General features: G+C 71.1%; 11 protein-coding genes and 1 pseudogene. 7 read left to right on the top strand and 5 right to left on the bottom strand.

Translation table 11 applies throughout. The annotated features are described in order from the left end of the window. Positions 1 to 67 precede the first annotated feature (67 nt). Positions 68 to 2,767 (top strand): DNA polymerase I, encoded by a 2,700-nt coding sequence (gene polA, locus ABGB10_RS27715; RefSeq protein ID WP_347663943.1) that lies wholly within the window; start codon positions 68 to 70, stop codon positions 2,765 to 2,767. Between the two features lie 548 nt (positions 2,768 to 3,315). Here the strand turns inward: polA and ABGB10_RS27720 are convergent. From ABGB10_RS27720 to ABGB10_RS27735, 4 genes and pseudogenes are all read right to left on the bottom strand, one after another. Then, a pseudogene (locus ABGB10_RS27720) lies at positions 3,316 to 3,654 on the bottom strand (DUF3140 domain-containing protein); the annotation flags it as partial. After that, positions 3,641 to 3,859, bottom strand: coding sequence for a DUF2945 domain-containing protein (locus ABGB10_RS27725; protein ID WP_347663944.1), 219 nt, complete (start codon positions 3,857 to 3,859; stop codon positions 3,641 to 3,643). The pseudogene ABGB10_RS27720 and the gene ABGB10_RS27725, both read right to left, overlap by 14 nt. Positions 3,860 to 3,895: 36 nt before the next feature. Further along, positions 3,896 to 4,498, bottom strand: coding sequence for a Uma2 family endonuclease (locus tag ABGB10_RS27730; RefSeq protein ID WP_347663945.1), 603 nt, complete (start codon positions 4,496 to 4,498; stop codon positions 3,896 to 3,898). Between the two features lie 58 nt (positions 4,499 to 4,556). Next, complete coding sequence (locus ABGB10_RS27735; protein WP_347663946.1) at positions 4,557 to 5,363, bottom strand: class I SAM-dependent methyltransferase; 807 nt, start codon at positions 5,361 to 5,363, stop codon at positions 4,557 to 4,559. Positions 5,364 to 5,859: 496 nt separating this feature from the next. Between ABGB10_RS27735 and rpsA the strand changes: the two genes are divergently transcribed. Next, entirely contained in the window at positions 5,860 to 7,479 is a 1,620-nt protein-coding gene (gene rpsA, locus ABGB10_RS27740; RefSeq protein ID WP_347663947.1) for a 30S ribosomal protein S1, read from the top strand. A gap of 220 nt (positions 7,480 to 7,699) precedes the next feature. Beyond that, positions 7,700 to 8,881: a dephospho-CoA kinase gene (coaE, locus tag ABGB10_RS27745; RefSeq protein WP_347663948.1), complete on the top strand. Its 1,182-nt coding sequence runs from the start codon at positions 7,700 to 7,702 to the stop codon at positions 8,879 to 8,881. A 10-nt stretch (positions 8,882 to 8,891) separates the two neighbouring features. Here coaE and ABGB10_RS27750 read toward each other — a convergent pair whose 3' ends face one another. Continuing rightward, complete coding sequence (locus tag ABGB10_RS27750; protein ID WP_347663949.1) at positions 8,892 to 10,793, bottom strand: hypothetical protein; 1,902 nt, start codon at positions 10,791 to 10,793, stop codon at positions 8,892 to 8,894. Between the two features lie 206 nt (positions 10,794 to 10,999). Between ABGB10_RS27750 and uvrB the strand changes: the two genes are divergently transcribed. The 4 genes from uvrB to ABGB10_RS27770 all read left to right on the top strand — a co-directional run bounded on the left by uvrB (position 11,000) and on the right by ABGB10_RS27770 (position 15,928). Next, a complete protein-coding gene (gene uvrB, locus ABGB10_RS27755; protein WP_347663950.1) occupies positions 11,000 to 13,108 on the top strand; it encodes an excinuclease ABC subunit UvrB in 2,109 nt (702 codons plus the stop codon). A gap of 128 nt (positions 13,109 to 13,236) precedes the next feature. Beyond that, positions 13,237 to 14,145 (top strand): AraC family transcriptional regulator, encoded by a 909-nt coding sequence (locus ABGB10_RS27760; RefSeq protein ID WP_347664007.1) that lies wholly within the window; start codon positions 13,237 to 13,239, stop codon positions 14,143 to 14,145. A 94-nt stretch (positions 14,146 to 14,239) separates the two neighbouring features. Next, positions 14,240 to 14,608: a VOC family protein gene (locus ABGB10_RS27765; RefSeq protein ID WP_347663951.1), complete on the top strand. Its 369-nt coding sequence runs from the start codon at positions 14,240 to 14,242 to the stop codon at positions 14,606 to 14,608. A 462-nt stretch (positions 14,609 to 15,070) separates the two neighbouring features. Then, positions 15,071 to 15,928, top strand: coding sequence for a helix-turn-helix transcriptional regulator (locus ABGB10_RS27770; RefSeq protein ID WP_347663952.1), 858 nt, complete (start codon positions 15,071 to 15,073; stop codon positions 15,926 to 15,928). The last annotated feature ends 40 nt before the right edge of the window (positions 15,929 to 15,968 follow it).

Here is a 15,968-nt window from a genome sequence, read left to right on the forward strand (position 1 = left end):
CGGTTCGGTGTCGCGTCACCGGTGCCGCCGGCCGGGGATGTCGGTGCGACGGACTAGAGTCGCTGCCGTGACAGCTACGACGCCGCGCCTGCTCCTCGTCGACGGACATTCCATGGCATACCGGGCCTTCTTCGCCCTGCCCGTGGAAAACTTCTCCACCACGACGGGTCAGCCGACCAACGCGGTGTACGGCTTCACGTCGATGCTGATCAACGTCCTGCGTGACGAGCAGCCCACCCACATCGTGGTGGCCTTCGACGTCTCCCGCCGTTCCTTCCGCACCGAGCAGTACGCGGAGTACAAGGCCGGCCGCAGCGAGACCCCCAACGACTTCAAGGGCCAGGTCAGCCTGGTCAAGGAGGTCCTGGCCGCCCTTCAGATCCCGGTGGTGGAGAAGGAGGGCTTCGAGGCCGACGACGTCATCGCCACGCTCGCCTGTCAGGCCCGCGACCAGGGCATGTCGGTGCTGATCAGCAGCGGTGACCGGGACGCGTTCCAGTTGGTCGACGACCAGATCACCGTCCTCTACCCGCGCAAGGGCGTCTCCGACCTGGCCCGCATGGATCCGGCGGCGATCGAGGCGAAGTACGGCGTCGGCCCGCAGCAGTACCGGGACCTGGCCGCGCTCGTCGGCGAGACCAGTGACAACCTCCCCGGCATCCCCGGCGTCGGCCCGAAGACCGCAGCCAAATGGATCACCACGTACGGCGGAGTGGAGGGCGTGATCGCCCGCGCCGACGAGATCAAGGGCAAGGCCGGCGACAGCCTGCGGGAGCGACTCGCCGACGTGATCCGCAACTACGAGATCAACCGGCTCGTCTCCGACCTGGAGCTGCCGCTGCGCCCGGAGGACACCCGCTGGACCGGGTGGGACCGGGAGGCCGTGCACCAGGTCTTCGACACCCTCGAGTTCCGCATCCTGCGCGACCGTCTCTACCAGTACCTGGAGGCGGTCGAGCCGGAGGCCGAGTCCGGGTTCGACCTTTCCGGCGAGGTGCTCACCGAGTCCGGCGCGCTGGCCGGCTGGCTGAGCACGCACGCGCCGACCGGCACGCCGGTCGGGCTGGCGGTCAAACTCGACACCGGCGTCAACCGCCGGCACACCGCCTCGATCACCGGCCTGGCGCTGGCCACCGCCGGCGGTGCCGCGGCCTGGGTCGACCCAGCGCGGCTCGATCCGACCGACGAGGGTGCCCTGGCCGGCTGGCTGGCCGACACGCAGCGACCCAAGGTGCTGCACGACAGCAAGCCGGCCGTGCTGGCCTGCGCCGCGCACGGCTGGCAGCTCGCCGGCATCGTCCGCGACACCCAGATCGCCGCGTACCTGGCCCGCCCCGACCAGCGCTCCTACGACCTCACCGACCTGGCGCTGCGTTACCTGCACCGGGAGCTGCGGGTCGATGTCCCGGAGTCGGGCCAGCTCACCCTCGACGGGCTGGGCGACGAGGGCGTTGCCGAGCAGAACCTGATGCTCCAGGCCCGGGCCACCCTCGACCTGGCCGACGCGATCGACGCCGAGCTGTCCCGCGACGGCGAGCAGTCCGCCCGCCTGATGGCCGGGGTCGAGTTGCCGTTGATGCGGGTGCTGGCCGGCATGGAGAGCACCGGCATCGCCGCCGACACGCACTACCTGTCCGAGTTGGAGGCGCACTTCGCCGCCGAGGTGAAGGCCGCCGCGCAGGGCGCGTACGAGGCGGTGGGTCGGGAGTTCAACCTCGGCTCACCGAAGCAGTTGCAGGAGATCCTCTTCACCGAGCTGGGCCTGCCGAAGACCAAGAAGATCAAGACGGGTTACACCACCGACGCCGACGCGCTGCAGTGGCTCTACGCCCAGCAGCCGCACCCGGTGCTGGCCCACCTGCTGCGCCACCGGGACGTGGCCAAGCTCAAGTCGACGGTGGACGGTCTACTCAAGTCGGTCTCCGACGACGGTCGGATCCACACCACCTTCAACCAGACGGTGGCGGCCACCGGTCGGCTCTCCTCCACCGAACCCAACCTGCAGAACATCCCGATCCGCACCGAGGAGGGCCGGCGCATCCGCCGGGCCTTCGTGGTGGGGGAGGGCTACGAGTGCCTGCTCACCGCCGACTACAGCCAGATCGAGATGCGCATCATGGCGCACCTGTCGTCGGACGACGCGCTCATCGAGGCCTTCAACTCCGGCGCCGACTTCCACGCCGCCACCGCCTCGTCGGTCTTCGGGGTGCCGCTCGACGAGGTCACCCCCGACCAGCGCCGCAAGATCAAGGCCATGAACTACGGCCTGGCGTACGGCCTCAGCGCGTTCGGCCTGTCCCAGCAGCTCAGCATCAGCACCGAAGAGGCGCGCGGGCTGATGGAGAACTACTTCGCCGGCTTCGGTGGGGTGCGCGACTACCTCCAGCAGGTCGTCGCCCGGGCCCGCCAGGACGGCTACACCTCGACCATCCTGGGTCGCCGCCGCTACCTGCCCGACCTGGTCAGCGACAACCGGCAGCGCCGCGACATCGCCGAGCGGATGGCGCTCAACGCCCCCATCCAGGGCTCCGCGGCCGACATCATCAAGGTCGCGATGCTGCACGTCGACACCGCGCTCGGCGAGGCCGGGCTGCGCTCGCGGATGCTGTTGCAGGTGCACGACGAGCTGGTCTTCGAGGTCGCTCCAGGTGAGCGAGAGGCACTGGAGGCACTGGTCCGCCACGAGATGGGCGGGGCGTACCCGCTGTCGGTGCCGTTGGAGGTGTCGGTGGGCGAAGGCCGGGACTGGAACAGCGCCGATCACTGATTCTTAGCCCTCGTGGTTGCGGCGGGGGTTCCGGGGGCAGTCGGATCCGTTGCGGTGGGGTTCGGGCCGCGCTGTTGCGGTTGGGGTTCGGGTCGCCCGTTGCGGTTGGGGGTTCCGGGGCAGCCCGACCCGCTCCGGGCGGTCAGGCTTGATCCCTGCGCGGGTCGGGCTGCCCCGGAACCCTGACCCGGTTGCCGCAGTCGCGTCACTGCCCCGTCTCGCCGGGCTGCACCCCGTCGTGCTGGGCTGAACTCTGCCCCGTCTCGCCGGGCTGCACCCTGTGCTGCTGGGCGCACTCTGTCTCGCCGGGCCGCTCTCTGTCCCGCCCGCTGGGCCACACCCCGTCCTGCCCGCCGGGCCGCTCTCTCCCGCCGGGCTGCGCTCTGTCCGCCCGCCGGGCACGAGCGTGATCCGCGCAACTTCGGGGAAAGTGCTGGGTCGTGGTGTTCTGAGGCAGCAACTTCGCCGAAGTTGTGCGGATCTTGCGGCGGTTGTGCGGATCTTGCGGTGGGGAGCCCGCCGGAGGCGGTCCCCGTGCGCTACTTCATCGGGTCGTGGCCCCAGTTCATGAGGGACCAGCGCCACTTCGTGTCGCGGATGTTGCCGGAGGGGCGCTGCGCCATGTGCCGGCGTACGTAGCCGACGACCTTGCGCATGTGCTTGTAGTCGCCCTCGGACAGATCGCCGCGCTTACGGCGGAGCAGGTTGATGATCTTCCGGCCGGACTCGTGCCCGACGGACTCGCCACCACCGGAACGGCCGCCCTTGTGCCAGCCGACCTGTTTCGACTCGTCGGTCTCCAGCCAGGACGACAGCTCACCGGGCTTCATGTTCACCGCCTCGGTGAACTCCCGATAGGTGTCCCGGCCGTCGTCACCTCTGCTCATGGCGCAGCGCCTCGGGGCGGTGGGCCACGTCGCGGCCCGTTCCGTCACTGCGAACCCGATACTGCGGGTCGTCGGGTGCCGCGTTCACGGCCCGCCCGCGGATCCGCGTCCGCTCGGTGATCGTCCCCCGCACCACGCCGTACGCGCGGCTGCCGTGGGCCGACCAGGAGACATGGTCGCCCTTGCGGAACCTCTGTTCGGCCATGGTCCTCGGCTACCCGAGGCGGCCAGGGCGAAACGACTACGGGGTGATCTCGGCGACCGGCAGCTTGATCTCGAACGGCTCGGTCAGCTCGATCACGTCGGCACCGTCGTCGACCAGTTCGTACTGCCGCTCACCGCCCGGCCCCACCCGGTCGCCGATCCGGTACGCGTACACGTGCACCGGGTCCTGCTCGATTCGCCAGTAGAACGGGATGCCGGCGGCGGCGTACTCACCCGGCTTTGCGAACCGGTCGATCCGTCGCGTGCCGGGCGAAACGATCTCCACGGCGAGTACGACGTCTGACGGCCGCAGAGTGGACCGGTCGGACGGCACGTCGGCGCGGCAGAGCAACAGGTCTGGTTGCCGGCTGGTGTTGCGGCTGAGTCCCACTCCCACCGCTTGGGCGACTCGGAGATGGCCCGGCACGCGTGAGTGAAGCCAAAGACGTAGGAGGAATGAGATGTCTTGATGGCCCAGGGTGGGGGAGGGCGTCACCTGGATTACTCCGTCGACAAGTTCGACGCGGGGGGCGTCGTCCGGCAGGGCGAGCAGGTCCTCCAGCGTGTAGTCGGCACGCTGCTGCCGCATCGGGTCCGGACACCAGGGGCCAGGTGATGTCGGGATGGGCTCGGCGCTCATGGGGCTGAGCCTACCGGCGATCGATGGGACCGCGGGTCGGACAGTGCGTGCGACGCGCTCAGTCGGTGGGCTTCTCGGTGACGAAGATGGCCGTACCGGGAAAGAGTCGTCCGCGCAGCGGGCTCCACTGCCCCCAGATCCCCTCGTGCCCCTCCGGCCATTCGGGCTCCACCAGGTCCAGCAGCCGGAAGCCGGCCCCGACCAGCTCGCGGATCCGGTCGCCGAGCGTGCGGTGCTGCTCGACGTAGGTGGCCACGCCGGACTCGTCCTGCTCCACATAGGGGGAGCGGTCGAAGTACGAGTGCACGGCGGTCAGCCCGCCCTCGCCGGGGTCGTCGAGGAAGATCCAGCGCATCGGGTGGGTCACCGAGAACACCCAGCGCCCGCCGGGGCGCAGCACCCGGTGCACCTCGGCGTGCAGGGCCGCCGAGTCGTCCACGAACGGGATCGCGCCGAACGCGGTGCAGGCGAGGTCGAACGACCGGTCGGCGAACGGCAGGGCGAGCGCGTCGGCCTGCACCAGCGGTACGCGTACCCCGGTGTCGTCGGCGGCCTTGGCGGCGTGCCGCAACATGCCGGCGGACAGGTCGAAGGCGACCGGCCAGGCGCCCTGGGTGGCGAGCCAGCGGGCGGCGGCCGCCGCGCCGCAGCCGACCTCCAGCACGCGCCGCCCGGACACCTCACCGAGCAGGCGGGCATCGGCCTCGCGGAGCCCCTCCGGACACCAGACGAAGTCCACGTCGCCGAGGAACGCGCCGTGCTCGGCCTGGTAGTCGTCGGCGTCGGTGTCCCACCAGCCGCGGTTGGCCCGCCGGACCTCGGCGTCACCCACCCGGCGCCGGGTGACCCGGCTGTCGTCATTCACGGCGCTCACGCTAGGCCCTACCCGCCGCGTCGGGTGCGGCGGCGCGGCCGAGATTCCAGCGACTCCTCGCGCGGCGGCGCCCGACCGACACGGTTTCCGTAGAGTCGCCGTGTCCGAGTCGCCGGGACGCGCCGGTTTCCAGAAGACCGAGTCGATCTAGCTAGCGGCGGTGGACGTGCCGATGGCCGCCCGCTCGCCGACCGGAGCGCCGGACTGCGCGCCGCTGCGGGTGTGGGCTTGATCAACTCGGTTTCGCTGGAAGTCGGGGCATCTCCGGCACCCGGATGCCCCGCCGGCGGGGGGCGTGTGTGACTGCTGTGACGCACGAGACAGCAGGGGTCGTTTCCGGGCGATTGTTCGCCTTTCGCAGGTCACCGCATGTAGAGAAGCCGGGAGGGCTTGCACGCTGTGGTAATGCGCACGGTAGGCTAGACGATGCGCTCGCGGATCGCGTTGCCTCGGCAGGGAGCAGGTGCGCGGTCGACGGAGCCACATCATGATCTCACTAGCGATCGTTCGGTGTGCCCGGCGACGGATCCGCTGGCGCGAACAGGTCACTGCGACACCAGCCTGCTGTGACAACCCACCGACCGGAGCAACCGCCCACATGACGAGCAGCATCGAGGCCCCCTCGAGCGCCACCCGGGTCACCCACGACGATCTCGGTTCCGAGGAGGCTTTCCTCGCCGCGATCGACGAGACCATCAAGTACTTCAACGACGGCGACATTGTCGAAGGCACCGTCGTCAAGGTCGATCGGGACGAGGTCCTGCTCGACATCGGCTACAAGACCGAGGGCGTCATCCCCTCTCGGGAGTTGTCGATCAAGCACGACGTGGACCCCGCCGAGGTTGTGACGGTTGGTGACCACATCGAGGCCCTGGTCCTCCAGAAGGAGGACAAGGAGGGTCGTCTGATCCTCTCCAAGAAGCGGGCACAGTACGAGCGGGCCTGGGGCACGATCGAGAAGATCAAGGACGAGGACGGCGTCGTCCGCGGTTCGGTCATCGAGGTGGTCAAGGGCGGCCTCATCCTCGACATCGGGCTGCGCGGCTTCCTGCCCGCGTCGCTGGTCGAGATGCGTCGTGTGCGTGACCTGCAGCCGTACGTCGGGCGCGAGCTCGAAGCCAAGATCATCGAGCTGGACAAGAACCGCAACAACGTGGTCCTGTCCCGCCGGGCCTGGCTCGAGCAGACGCAGTCCGAGGTGCGCACCGAGTTCCTCAACAAGCTGCAGAAGGGCCAGGTCCGCAAGGGCGTCGTGTCCTCGATCGTCAACTTCGGCGCGTTCGTGGACCTCGGCGGCGTCGACGGTCTGGTGCACGTCTCCGAGCTGTCCTGGAAGCACATCGACCACCCGTCCGAGGTCGTCGAGGTGGGCCAGGAGGTCGAGGTCGAGGTCCTGGACGTCGACCTGGACCGCGAGCGGGTCTCGCTGTCGCTGAAGGCGACCCAGGAGGACCCGTGGCGGCAGTTCGCCCGCACCCACGCGATCCAGCAGATCGTGCCGGGTAAGGTCACCAAGCTGGTTCCGTTCGGTGCGTTCGTCCGCGTCGACGACGGCATCGAGGGCCTGGTCCACATCTCCGAGCTGGCCGAGCGCCACGTGGAGATCCCGGAGCAGGTCGTCCAGGTCGGCTCCGAGGTCATGGTCAAGGTCATCGACATCGACCTGGAGCGTCGCCGGATCTCCCTGTCGCTCAAGCAGGCCAACGAGGGCTTCGTCGAGGGCGAGGAGCACTTCGACCCGACCCTCTACGGCATGGCCGCGACGTACGACACCGAGGGCAACTACATCTACCCGGAGGGCTTCGACCCGGAGACGGGCGAGTGGCTCGAGGGGTACGACAAGCAGCGCGAGACCTGGGAGAACCAGTACGCCGAGGCTCGTCTGCGCTGGGAGGCCCACACCAAGCAGGTGCAGACCTCTCGGGCTGCCGACGCCGAAGCCGCTGCCAACCCGACTCCGGTCGTCCCGGCCGCTGCCGGTGGCGGCGGTGGCACCACCTCCTCGTCCAGCCCGGCCCCGAGCCGGCAGGCCGAGGAGCCGGCCGGCACGCTGGCCACCGACGAGGCGCTCGCCGCACTGCGGGAGAAGCTCGCCGGCGGTAAGTGACCCGCTGAACGACGACAGGCCCCGTCCCCGCGATCTCCGGATCGCCGGGGGCGGGGCCTTCGCCGTGAGCCGGCTGCCCTGCCGCGCCGGGCTGGACCGCGCCGCGTCGGACTGGGCCGCGCCGCGTCGTGCCGGGCTGGGCCGCGCCGGGCCGGACCCGGCTGGGTTGGTCGGGTGGACGGGTTTGGTGGTGGGCTTGGGGATCCGGTTGACTGGTCGGGTGCTGAGAGTGGGATTGACCGGCGGGATCGGGTCGGGCAAGAGCGCGGTGGCCGCACGGCTGGCCGAGCGGGGCGCGGTGCTCATCGACGCCGACCAGGTGGCGCGGGAGATCGTGGCACCGGGCACGGACGGGCTGGCCGAGATCGTTGCCGCCTTCTCCGACGCGGTGCTGGACGCCGATGGCGCGTTGGACCGTGCCGCGCTGGGCGCGCTGGTGTTCGCCGACGAGGCGGCGCGCCGTCGGCTTGAGTCGATCACCCACCCTCGGGTTCGGGCCCGCACCGCGGAGTTGACCGCCGCCGCGGCGCCGGACGCGATCGTCGTCAACGACGTACCGCTGCTGGTCGAGGTGGGTCTCGCGCCCTCGTACCACCTGGTGATCGTGGTGCAGACGGCCGTGCCGACCCGACTGGAACGGCTGGCGCGTGACCGGGGGATGGACCGCGCGGAGGCTGAGCGGCGGATGGCCGCCCAGGCCGACGACGTCCGTCGGCGGGCCGCTGCGGACGTGGTGCTGACCAACGACGGCACCCTGGCGGCCCTGCACGACGCCGTCGACGCGCTCTGGCAGCGGAGGTTACTGCCCTACGAGGACAATCTGCGCGAGCGGCGAGTGGTCCCGCCCAGTCCGACCGACCGGGCCGGCGCCGACGCGACGTGGCCGGAGCAGTACGCGCGGTTGGCCGCCCGGATCCGACACGCGCTCGGTTCGGACGCCCTGCGGATCGACCACGTCGGCTCGACCGCGGTGCCCGGCCTCGCCGCCCAGGACGTCATCGACGTGCAGGTGGCCGTGACCAGCCTCGCCGACGCCGATGGCGCGCTGGCCGACCGCCTGGCGAATGCCGGATTCCCCCGGGTGCCGGGGCAGTGGTGGGACGACCCGCGTCCGGCCGGCAGCGCTCGGTGGACGAAGAGGTTGCACGGCAGCGCGGACCCGGCCCGCCCGGTTCGCCTGCATGTGCGGGTCGCCGACTCGCCGGGCTGGCGGTACGCCCTGATGATGCGCGACCACCTGCGTGCCGACCCCGATCAGCGGGCCACGTACCTGCTGCTCAAGCGCGACCTGGTCGACGCGGCACCGGAGGCCGGCGACTCGGGCACGGCCAGTGATCCGTGGTTCGACGAGGAGTACCTGCGGGCTGAGCAGTGGGCCGAGCAGACCGGCTGGCGGCCCTGAGCGGCACCGGTCAGCGGGCAGCGCGGGGGCGAGGGGTGTCAGCCGGCCGGGGAATCGGGCCCAGCCGGGGCACCACGGTGGGGCGGAGGTCCAGTTGGGCCCACGCGTTGGCGTCGGTGTGCAGTTCCAGCCGGCGTAGCGAGCCGTCGCGACCGATCCAGTAGCGTAGCCGCGCTCCGGCCGGGCCCACCTCGACGACGTCCACGGTCTGTCCGCCGGCGACGTCCTCTCGTACCCGGACGGCCGTACCGCGTGGCCCGACCGACCCGGCGGCCACCGCCGCGTCGACGAGCACGCTCAGGGCGTCGCTACCGGATCGCGAGACGCGCCACGGCCCGGCCGGCGGCGGTAGCGGTGGCCGGTCGGGCTCCTCCGCGGTCCCGCCACCGGCGGCGCCGGCGGGCAGGTCCGCCCGGGCCAGACCGGTGGTGTCGCGCCGCAGCAGCGTCCGGCGGTCCGGCAGGCCCAGGTCGACAACCGCGAGGTACGCGGTACGTGTGGTCCAGCTCAACCAGCCGGCGCCCCGCAGGTTCGTGTCCGTGCCCACGGGAGCTGTCAGCGTCACCGTGGCGCCGCTCTGCGCGCGTAACCGGGCCGGTAGCTGGTCCAGTCGACGCCGCTCGGCGTCGGTCAGCGCGCGGGGCAGGCCGGGCCGGCCACCGAGTGCGTCCACCGGGTGCAGTGTCGGCCGGTCCGTCCGGTTGAGGACCACCGTGACCGGGCCGACGCCGGGCAGCCGGGTCACCAGTTTGTGCAGGCGGGCGTCCTGGTCGAGCCAGTACCGGGTCTGCCCGTCCGGGTCGGCGTTCGCCGAACCGGCGGCCGAGGTGGTGCTGCCGGGTGCCGAACCGGAGGGTGGTGTCCCGGGCAGCGACGCCTGCAGGACGTCCACCGGGCCGGCGGCCACGGTGTCCCGGGCGATCCAGCGCGCGCCGCCGCCGGGCACCGCCTGCGTCGCGTCCGGGCGGTCGGCGGCGAGGCCGAGGAGCAGGTCGAGCACCGGTGCCAGGTTCGTGGCAGGTGCCAGGCGGTGCAACCGCCAACGGTCCGTGGGAGGCACCAGGGGCGGCGCGGCGGGGGTGGGCACGGCTGCGGGGTCGGGCCGGACCACCAGGACCGGGCCGACCTTCTGCACCAGACCGCGTTCGGCACCCGCGCCCGGCCCACCCACGTCGAGGTAGAGCAGTGACCGTGACCAGTCCACCCAACCCACCAGCTCGATCCGGGCGGCGTCGACGCCAGCGGTGATTCGGACCCCGGCGCGCAGGTCCCGCAGGTTGGTGACCCGCACGGCGGCGAGCCGCTCGCCCTCGGCGACGGTCAGCGGCCGGGTCGGCTCGGTCGGGTCGGGTGCCCAGCTCAACAGCCCGAACACCAGCGCCGCCGCGGACGTCACCGCGGTCAGAGCGAGCAACAGCAGCACGGTACGCCGACGGCGGCTGGCCAGGGCTCTGCCGGCCCCGTCCGGGTCGACGGCAGGTGCGGAGGTGTCGTTGCGGCGGGTGGTGGCCGCGGTCCCCTCGGTGCCGCGGGTGGTGGCCGCCCGGCGCGTACCGGCGGGCCGTCCCTTGCTGGCCGGTCGGGCGGCAGCGGATCGGCTGGTGGTGGGCCTGACCCCGGCCTCGACGGGTCGCCGCGCGTCCCCGGCGTTGCGGGAGGTGGCTCGCCGTGCGTCTCCAGCGTCGGCGGTGCGTGCGGTGGTGGGTCGCCGTGCGTCTCCAGCGTCGGCGTTGGGTGCGGTGGAAGCTCGCCGTTTGGCATCGGCGTTGCGGCCGGCGCGGGGGGTGGTGTCGGGAGCCGGGGTCGGAGAGGTGTCCACGGAGATGAAACGGGCGGGGAGGCACCGGGGTGACGAGCAGGGGCGCTCGCGGCGGCCGGTCTGCGCCTCGAGCGCGACCACACGGGTGCGCACGCCGGGCGAGCCGGGTGCTGCGACCGCAGTGCCGGGGGTCGCCGGCCGTGATGACGGCCTGGCCACCGGCCCGGTCGGCCGCCGCGAGCGGCCTACATGAAGAGGGTAGTCCCGGTGACATGGGCCACACAATGGGAATATTGAAGCCGATCACGTACCTGGCGTGACGGCCGTTCCTGTCGGACCTCCGGCGTACCGTTGACGGCATGGCGCTCGACATTCCCCGGCTCGACAGCCGCTTCCAGGTCGTCAGTGAGTTCCAGCCGGCCGGCGACCAACCGGCAGCCATCGACGAGCTTGCGCGTCGGGTTCGGCGTGGCGACCGCAACACGGTGCTGCTCGGCGCGACCGGCACCGGCAAGAGCGCCACCACGGCGTGGTTGATCGAGCGGTTGCAGCGCCCCACGCTGGTGCTCGCCCCGAACAAGACGCTCTGCGCGCAGCTGGCCAAGGAGTTCAGCGAGCTGCTGCCGCACAACGCGGTCGAATACTTCGTCTCGTACTACGACTACTACCAGCCCGAGGCGTACATCCCGCAGACCGACACCTACATCGAGAAGGACTCCTCGATCAACGAGGAGGTCGAGCGGCTGCGGCACTCGGCGACGATGTCGCTGCTCACCCGCCGCGACGTGATCGTGGTGGCGACCGTCTCGGCGATCTACGGCCTGGGCACCCCGGAGGAATACCTCGACCGGGCGGTGAAGGTGCAGGTCGGCCAGGAGCTCGACCGCGACCAGTTGCTGCGCCGGCTTGTCGACATCCAGTACACCCGCAACGACATGGCCTTCCAGCGGGGCACCTTCCGGGTCCGCGGCGACACGCTGGAGATCATCCCTGCGTACGAGGAGTTGGCGGTCCGGATCGAGCTGTTCGGTGACGAGGTGGAGAAGCTCTACTACCTCAACCCGTTGACCGGTGACGTGGTCCGGGAGGTCGACCAGCTGGTGATCTTCCCGGCGACGCACTACGCGGCCGGTCCGGAGCGGATGGAGCGGGCGATCCGTGACATCGAGGCGGAGCTGGCCGAGCGCCTCGCCGAGTTGGAGCGGCAGGGCAAGCTGCTGGAGGCGCAGCGGTTGCGGATGCGCACCACCTACGACATCGAGATGATGCGGCAGGTGGGTTTCTGCTCCGGCATCGAGAACTACTCGATGCACATGGACGGGCGACTGCCCGGCAGCCCGCCGCACTGCCTCCTCGACTACTTCCCCGACGACTTCCTCACCGTGGTCGACGAGTCGCACGTGACCATCCCGCAGATCGGCGGCATGTACGAGGGCGACGCGTCCCGCAAGCGGATGCTCATCGACCACGGCTTCCGGCTGCCCAGTGCGGCCGACAACCGACCGCTGCGCTTCGACGAGTTCCTGGAGCGGGTCGGCCAGATGGTCTTCCTCTCCGCCACCCCCGGCACCTGGGAGATGGAGCAGGCCCAGGGCGAGTTCGTCGAGCAGGTCATCCGGCCCACCGGTCTGGTCGACCCGCAGGTCGTGATCAAGCCGACCAAGGGCCAGATCGACGACCTGATGCACGAGATCAAGCTTCGGACCGACCGCGACGAGCGGGTGCTGGTCACCACGTTGACCAAGAAGATGGCCGAGGACCTGTCCGACTACCTCCTGGAGAACGGCATCCGGGTGCGTTACCTGCACTCGGAGGTCGACACGTTGCGTCGGGTGGAGCTGCTGCGCGAGCTGCGCAAGGGCGACTACGACGTGCTGGTCGGCATCAACCTGCTCCGCGAAGGTCTGGATCTGCCCGAGGTGTCGCTGGTGGCGATCCTCGACGCCGACAAGGAGGGCTTCCTGCGCAGCGGCCGTTCGCTGATCCAGACCATCGGCCGGGCCGCTCGTAACGTCTCCGGTCAGGTGCACATGTACGCCGACAAGATCACCCCGTCGATGGCGGCGGCGATCGACGAGACCGACCGGCGGCGGGCCAAGCAGATCGCGCACAACGAGGCGCACGGGATCAGCCCGGAGCCGTTGCGGAAGAAGATCCACGACATCCTGGACGACATCTACCGCGAAGCGGAGGACACCGAGAACTCCCGGGTCGGGGGTGCGGTGCGTCAGCTCTCCCGGGGCAAGGCGCCGGTCAAGGAGACCCGCAGCCGGAGTCGGTCCGCTGCGGCCACCACCTCGCGGGAGGGGATGGCCCGCGCCGACCTCGCACAGCTGATCCAGGAGCTCAACGACCAGATGTTGGCCGCCGCCCGGGAGCTGCAGTTCGAGTTGGCGGCTCGGATCCGTGACGAGGTGTCCGACCTGAAGAAGGAGCTACGCGGCATGGACGCCGCCGGCGTGAAGTGACGGACGGTCGTTCGGCCACGACCTGCGCCCCGCTCGGGCGTTGACGGCCCGGCACACCAAGGTTGGTCGGGCCGCCTCGCTCGGCGCGCGGGCAGCCCAACGCGAAGGGTGGTCAGGGTTTGACGGAGGTGGCACCGGCCGACGAGATGGTCGCCGGGCGGCCCGATGTCCGCCTACGTCCGTTCGTGGACCGGTACGTGGGCTATCGGGAGCGAGCGGACCTCCCACTGGTCCGCCGGGAGTCGGCGGGCATCTTCGTGGTGCTGATCCTGGGTTGGGGTGCTCCACTGGACGTGACCGACCCGCGCAGCGCGGAGCGTGGTGTCACGCAGGTCGACTCGTTCGTGGCCGGCACCTTCGACGGTTGGTGCACGACCCGCACGCTGGGCGTGGGGGAGGGCGTCGAGCTACTGCTCGCCCCACTGGCCGCTCGCCGGCTTCTCGGCCTGCCGCTGAGCGAGTTGACCAATCGGGCGGTCGGCGTCGGGCAGCTTCCGGGGGGTTGGCTGGCGCGACTGCGCGACCGCCTCGCCGAGGCGCCCGGTTGGGCGGAGCGCTTCGTCCTGCTCGACAGGGTGCTCGGTGCCCGGCTGGCGGCGTCCCCGCCGGTGGACGCCCGCCTCGACTGGGCGTGGCAGTGGCTTGTCGCCAGCGGTGGGCGAGGGAGGGTCGGTGAGCTGGCCGATGAGTTGGGCTGGAGCCGACGGCATCTCGCGTCCCGGTTCCGGCAGGAGGTGGGTCTGCCGCCCAAGACGGCCGCCCGATTGCTGCGTTTCCAGCAGGCGTATTCGGCGTTGAGCGACTTCGGCCTGAACGTCGGGCCGAGTGCCATGGGTGGGCCGGGTTGCGGGCCGCCGGCGGGCGTCGAGCAGGCCGGGCCTGCTGCGGCTCTGCCCGGTGCGGGAAGGCTGGTCGACTGGGCCGCGGTGGCGGTGCGCTGCGGCTACTACGACCAGTCGCACCTGATCCGGGACTTCCGCGAGTTCGCCGGGGCCACCCCGACCGCACTGCTCGCCTCCCGGACGGCGGCGTGCTGACACACCTCGGCGTGCTGACACACCTCGGCGGGTCGATCTGCCGAGGTCACGTTCGTCCAATCCAGACCTGAATCGTCGGCCGCACAATCAGCTCATGCGAACTGTCTATCCGATCTTCCGTTACCCCGATCCCCGCGCCGCGATCGACTGGCTCTGCTCTGCCTTCGGTTTCCAGACGCACGTCGTGCACGAGACACCGGACGGCTCGGTCGCGCACGCCGAGCTCGTCCTCGATACCGGCATGATCATGTTGGGTGGACAAGCCGACACCGCACCTCGGCCGGCCGACGACGACTGGTCGGTCTACGTGGCGGTGCCGGACGTCGATGCCCACTGCGCCCAGGCTCGCGCGGCCGGTGCCGAGATCATCCGGGAGCCGTTCGACACCGACTACGGCTCACGCGACTACGCCGCCCGCGACCTGGCCGGCAACGTCTGGGCGTTCGGCACCTACCGCCCCTGAGCCAATGGCAGCGGCACGCACGCGGGCAGAATGCCCCGCCAGCCGCCAGCCGCCAGCCGCCAGCCGCCAGCCGCCAGCCGCCGGACAATGGGGGTGTCGGTAGGAACCTTTGGCGCTGAATCGTTCGTGGCATCACGGCCACGTATCGGTGACGCCAGGCGGCCGTCCCTCGACCGGGCCTCGTTCGTTCCTCGGCCGGGCTCCGCTGACGGCCGAATCGTTTGCGACATCAGCTCCACAGCGACAGCCGGTGGTAGTGCCTCCTCGGCACCCCGCGAACGCGTGGCGCGGGGATCAGGCCAGGACGCCACCGCCCGGGGGGAAACCCCTGTCGACCAGTGGTTACCGTCGGTGCCGCCGGTCGGGATCGGCGGCGACCCCGAATGCCCTGATTGCGGTGCGCGAGCAAACTATTGCACTGGGTGATCGTCCTGCGTACTCTCCCTCGGTGGGGAGGCCGGGATGCCGCTGCCAACGAGTCCTGTCATTCGACGTGCACGTCTCGGCGCAGAGTTGCGCCAGCTACGCCGGCGCGAGGCGCTGACCCTGGAGCAGGTCTGCGACCGGCTGGGCTGGGCCTCGACGTCGAAGTTGTCCCGCATCGAGTTGGGTCAGAGCCGTCCTGACCTCGCCGACGTGCTCGATCTGCTGGACATCTACAAGGTGCCCTCACCCGCCCGCGAGGCGCTGATCGTGATCGCCCGGGACGCGGCGACCAGCCGCGGTTGGTGGAAGACCCTGGGCGAGATGAGTGAGCGGCAACGCACCTACGCCGAGTTGGAGGCGGGTGCCGCCGACATCGTCGAGTACCAGCCGTCGGTCGTGCCGGGGCTGCTTCAGACGCCCGCGTACGCCCGGGTGCTGGTCACCGCCGGCGCACAGCTCACGCCCGAGGTGGACGTGGAGGCCGAGGTGCGCGCCCGGGCGCTGCGGCAGGAGGTGTTGCGGCGGGCGTACCCGCCGCGCTACACGGCGGTGCTCGCCGAGGCGGTCTGCGACCCGGGCGACCTGCCGGAGGCGGTCTGGCGGGAACAGTTGCGGCACCTGGTGGCCGTGACCGGGCTGTCGCACGTCACGGTGCGGCTGCTGCCCCGCGGGGCGGCTGGCGGCGGGCTGCACCCACTCACGCCGTACTCCTGCTATGCCTTCCCGGACCCGGCGGACCCGCGGACGGTGATGCTCGAGGCGTTGACCACCGACGTCCGGCTGGCCACCGTGCTCGACGTCGACCGTTACCAGCGGATGACCGAGGCGCTGTTGGCGGCGGCGTTGTCACCGGAGGAGACGATCACCGTGCTGGCCCGCCGCGTCGGCGAGTAGGGGTCGCGCCGCGCGGCCACCGGGCCCGGCGCCCCCGAGC

The organism is Micromonospora sp. B9E7, assembly GCF_039871815.1.
Lineage (GTDB): Bacteria > Actinomycetota > Actinomycetes > Mycobacteriales > Micromonosporaceae > Micromonospora.